We start from the raw sequence: 3,713 nt of genomic DNA, 5'->3' as shown, positions 1-3,713 counted from the left end.
AAGCCCGCTTTCTCAAGTGCCTTTCTTGATGAAGGAACGGGGCCATAGCCCATAACCTCCGGGGCGAGACCCGCCGATCCGTAAGAAACTATTTTTGCCATTGGATTAAGCCCTAATTGTTTGGCCCTTTCCTTTGACATTACAATCAGCATTGCCGCACCGTCATTTATTCCGGAAGCATTTCCCGCTGTGACTGTACCATTTTTTTTAAATGCAGGCCTTAATTTGGCTAAAGCCTCATAGGTTGCGCCAAATCTTGGGTATTCATCGGTATCAAATGCTATCGCCTCACCCTTTCTTTGCGGAACCATTACAGGAACGATTTCATCCTTAAATCTTCCCGCCTTTATAGCCTCCTCAGCCTTCAACTGGCTTTGTACCGCGAACCTGTCCTGTGCCTCTCTTGTTATGCCCCATTTTTCCGCTATATTTTCCGCTGTAACCCCCATATGGTAGTTATTAAAAGCATCCCACAAGCCGTCATTTATCATTGAGTCCATTAATGTGTCATTGCCCATTTTGTATCCGAACCTTGCCTTATTCAGCAAATACGGAGCATTGCTCATGCTTTCCGTTCCTCCGGCAAGAACAACCTCCGCATCCCCTGCCTTTATCATTTGTGCCGCAAGGCTTATAGCTCTTAAGCCCGAGCCGCAGACCTTATTTATCGTCATAGCACTGACTGTATCAGGCAGCCCTGCCTTGATCGCCACCTGCCTTGCAGGGTTTTGGCCCTGTCCTGCCGACAGCACGTTTCCAATAACAACCTCATCTATTACCGATTTTTCGATTCCTGCCCTTTTAATTGCTTCCTCAGCGGCTATCTGCCCCAGCTCAACGGCAGAGAAGCCTGCAAGCGTGCCTCCAAAATTTCCCACCGGAGTTCTGGCAGCACTTATAATTACTACTTCTCTCATGAAAATTCTCCTTTATTCATGTACCGGCTGTCAAAAGCAAACAGAAGCGCAATGTGCGCCCTGCTTTTTTGTACAACCACATACCGATTAATTTGTTTAGAAACCGCCGTATTTATAAACTCTGTTGGGAACAGCATTCATATCATCCTCATCTATTTCTGCTACGCAGCGAACCATTGAGCCATCTCCAAGATACCAGCGGAGCGGGAAGCAGAAAAATCTGAAGCGCTTATTGGTAAGCTTGTCCAGATCGCCTCCAAGGTTTTCGACCCCAACGATGCCGTGGCCCAAAAGCTGCTTATGACAAGGTTCCCAGGTACCCCAGCAGCCTATGGCCTCCAGATCTCCGAACTTTTTGTCATAGGCTTCCTTACCATGCAGCTTAATGTATGCAAACTTGTCAAATTCAGCATAGGCCTCTTCCCCAAACTGCTCGGCATACTCTTCGGTTATAGGCTTTCCTGAAGCACCCATCAGGTTCATGCGTGTCATCCCGTTGTTGCCCATAGCGGTATGGAGAGGATGATCCAGTGCCTGACTGTCCATAGCAACGCACTTTACCTTGTGCTCGACAAACCATTTGCCAGCTTCTACACCTGTACCGCAGGAATAATGATAGTAGTCCTTGGAATCGTCAAATTTACGGTGCATTCCAGTGTTCAGGCATACAACCATACCCTCAAGCTCCGAAGGCTTGATGTTGGCGAGCTTACAGGCATCCTCAATATGATGCGGCAGAATAAGCCCCCAGCGTTCAATCTGAATATCAAGGCAAACTGCATCGCCGGTGTACGCATCTACAGGCATCTCATGGGTATAGCGGGCTCTTTTGCCGTCGAATTCCGTTTCCATAACATGACGCGGTGCGTCGGCATGGGTGCCTGTGTGCATGGTGCAGGTAATCTTCTGAGTCAGAACACCGCCCTTGGCCATTGTATGTGCATTATCTATTACCGGCTTGTCAAAATAAGGCCAGCGGGGAATTTCTGCGCTGAAAGGATGTGACAGATCAACAAATACTTTCTTTCCCATTACTTTGTTCCTCCAATTGTTTATTTAAATTATTTATTAAATACCATCTTAATCAAATGCTCCGTAAGTCTTCTTCTGGACTCCTCCATATCTTCCCCGGTCCACTCCAGAAAGCCCTTGCCGGTTTTAAAGCCCAGCTCGCCCTTTTCCACCTTTTCTTTAAGAAGAGGCGAAGGCTCGGTTGAGCTTTCAAGGTGCTTTAAGATGTAGCTGTGAATGGACAACGTCAGATCATTCCCTATCATGTCGGAATTTTCCATAGGCGCCAGTACGGGGAGCCTTAACCCAAAGCTCATTTTAATTGCTTCATCCACTGTCGCGGCATCCGCTATCCCTCTCTCAACTATTGAAATGGCCTCTCTCCATAAGGCATGCTGAAGCCTGTTTGCAACAAAGCCGGGAACATCTCTGTTTACCCTGATTGGTTTTTTGCCGGCTCTCTTAAGAATTTCCATTGTAGCATCCATAACATCATCCGAGGTGTAGTCGGATTTTACCACCTCCACCAGAGGAATGAGGTACGGAGGATTCCAAAAATGAGTGCCTACAATTCGTTCCTTGTTTGCCGCTTTTCCGGCAATCTCAGTAATACTCATTACCGAGGTATTTGTGGCAAATATGGCTTCCCTTCCGCAAAGCGGCTCAAGCTCCTTAAAAAAATTCTGCTTGAGCTCCATGTTCTCAGGGATGCATTCCACTATCAGCGCGGCATCCTTTACGGCAGCTTCAAGCCTGTCAAAGGTATAAATGCCGGAGACAATTTCGTCTGCACTATACTGTGTGAATACCTCCTTATCAACAAGCATACTTAAGTTGGATCTTATGCGTTGATATATTTTTTCCCCCGGAACAAAGCTGTCATATATATTAACATTGAGCCCGCCGCAGCTCGCAAACACCTGAGCTATACCGCAGCCCATAAGCCCTCCGCCTATAACCGCTACATTTTTAATTTCCTTCATTTTGTTAACCTCCGTCAGTTGGCCCAATATCCGCCCTCTGTAGCCACGTTGGCCCCTGTCATAAAGTCACTGGCACAGGAGGCAAGAAAAATACAAGGCCCTATGAAATCTTCCGGCTCACCAAGCCGACCAACGGGAAGACGCCTTAAGAAATTTTTATAAACCGCGCTTTCAGGGTCAAACATCCACTCCGTTAAATCCGAACGGAATACCGTCGGGTTAATGGTGTTTACATTTATTTTATATTTAGCTGTCCATTCACAGGCAAGGGCTTGAGCCATGAGATCAATTCCGGCTTTCGCGGTGCAGTAGCCGGTATAATTGGCCATACCCATCTTTGAACGCGCTGAGGATACCAGAATGACCTTTCCGCCCTTACCCTGCTCAATCATCTGTTTGCCTGCGTATTTGCAGAACAGCCACGTCCCCTGTACGTCGGAGTCCATTATTTTTTTCCATTCTGTGAGTTCCTGCTCTACAATAGGCTGAGGATGATTATAGCCTGCCGCCGTAAGCAATACGTTGATTTCCCCAAATTTTGCGACAGCATCCTTAACTATTCTTATTACATCCTTTTCAACCGCCGGGTCTCCCGCCGAGTACCCGCATTCAATACCCTGAGCCTCCAGTTTTGCACAAATCTCCTTGCATTTTATATCACTGCGCCCCGTAACAAAAACCTTCATTCCCGCCAGTCCGTATCCTATAGATATAGCTTTTCCCAAAGCTCCTGTCGCTCCGGTAATCAGCGCGACCTTACCCTTTACATCGAATAAATTATTTACAAATTCCTGATTCATAA

The 3,713-nt window shown here is 46.9% G+C and carries 4 protein-coding genes; all 4 read right to left on the bottom strand.

Annotated features, from left to right (window positions below; translation table 11 throughout):
* On the bottom strand, positions 1 to 917 hold a 917-nt coding region (locus DFR58_RS21430), incomplete at its 3' end, for an acetyl-CoA C-acetyltransferase (RefSeq protein WP_147273235.1).
* A 96-nt stretch (positions 918 to 1,013) separates the two neighbouring features.
* The gene (locus DFR58_RS21425) at positions 1,014 to 1,949 is read right to left on the bottom strand and encodes a cyclase family protein (protein ID WP_114300494.1); all 936 of its coding nucleotides are present in this window, start codon (positions 1,947 to 1,949) and stop codon (positions 1,014 to 1,016) included.
* Between the two features lie 29 nt (positions 1,950 to 1,978).
* The gene (locus DFR58_RS21420; RefSeq protein WP_114300493.1) at positions 1,979 to 2,911 is read right to left on the bottom strand and encodes a 3-hydroxyacyl-CoA dehydrogenase family protein; all 933 of its coding nucleotides are present in this window, start codon (positions 2,909 to 2,911) and stop codon (positions 1,979 to 1,981) included.
* 14 nt (positions 2,912 to 2,925) lie between these two features.
* Positions 2,926 to 3,711 (bottom strand): SDR family NAD(P)-dependent oxidoreductase, encoded by a 786-nt coding sequence (locus DFR58_RS21415; protein ID WP_114300492.1) that lies wholly within the window; start codon positions 3,709 to 3,711, stop codon positions 2,926 to 2,928.
* Between the last annotated feature and the right edge of the window lie 2 nt (positions 3,712 to 3,713).

The sequence above is a fragment of the Anaerobacterium chartisolvens genome, assembly GCF_003337415.1.
In the GTDB taxonomy this organism is placed as follows: Bacteria; Bacillota; Clostridia; order Acetivibrionales; family DSM-27016; genus Anaerobacterium; species Anaerobacterium chartisolvens.
Note: the sequence above shows the minus strand (reverse complement) of the source record. Positions and strands in the feature narration are given on the sequence as shown.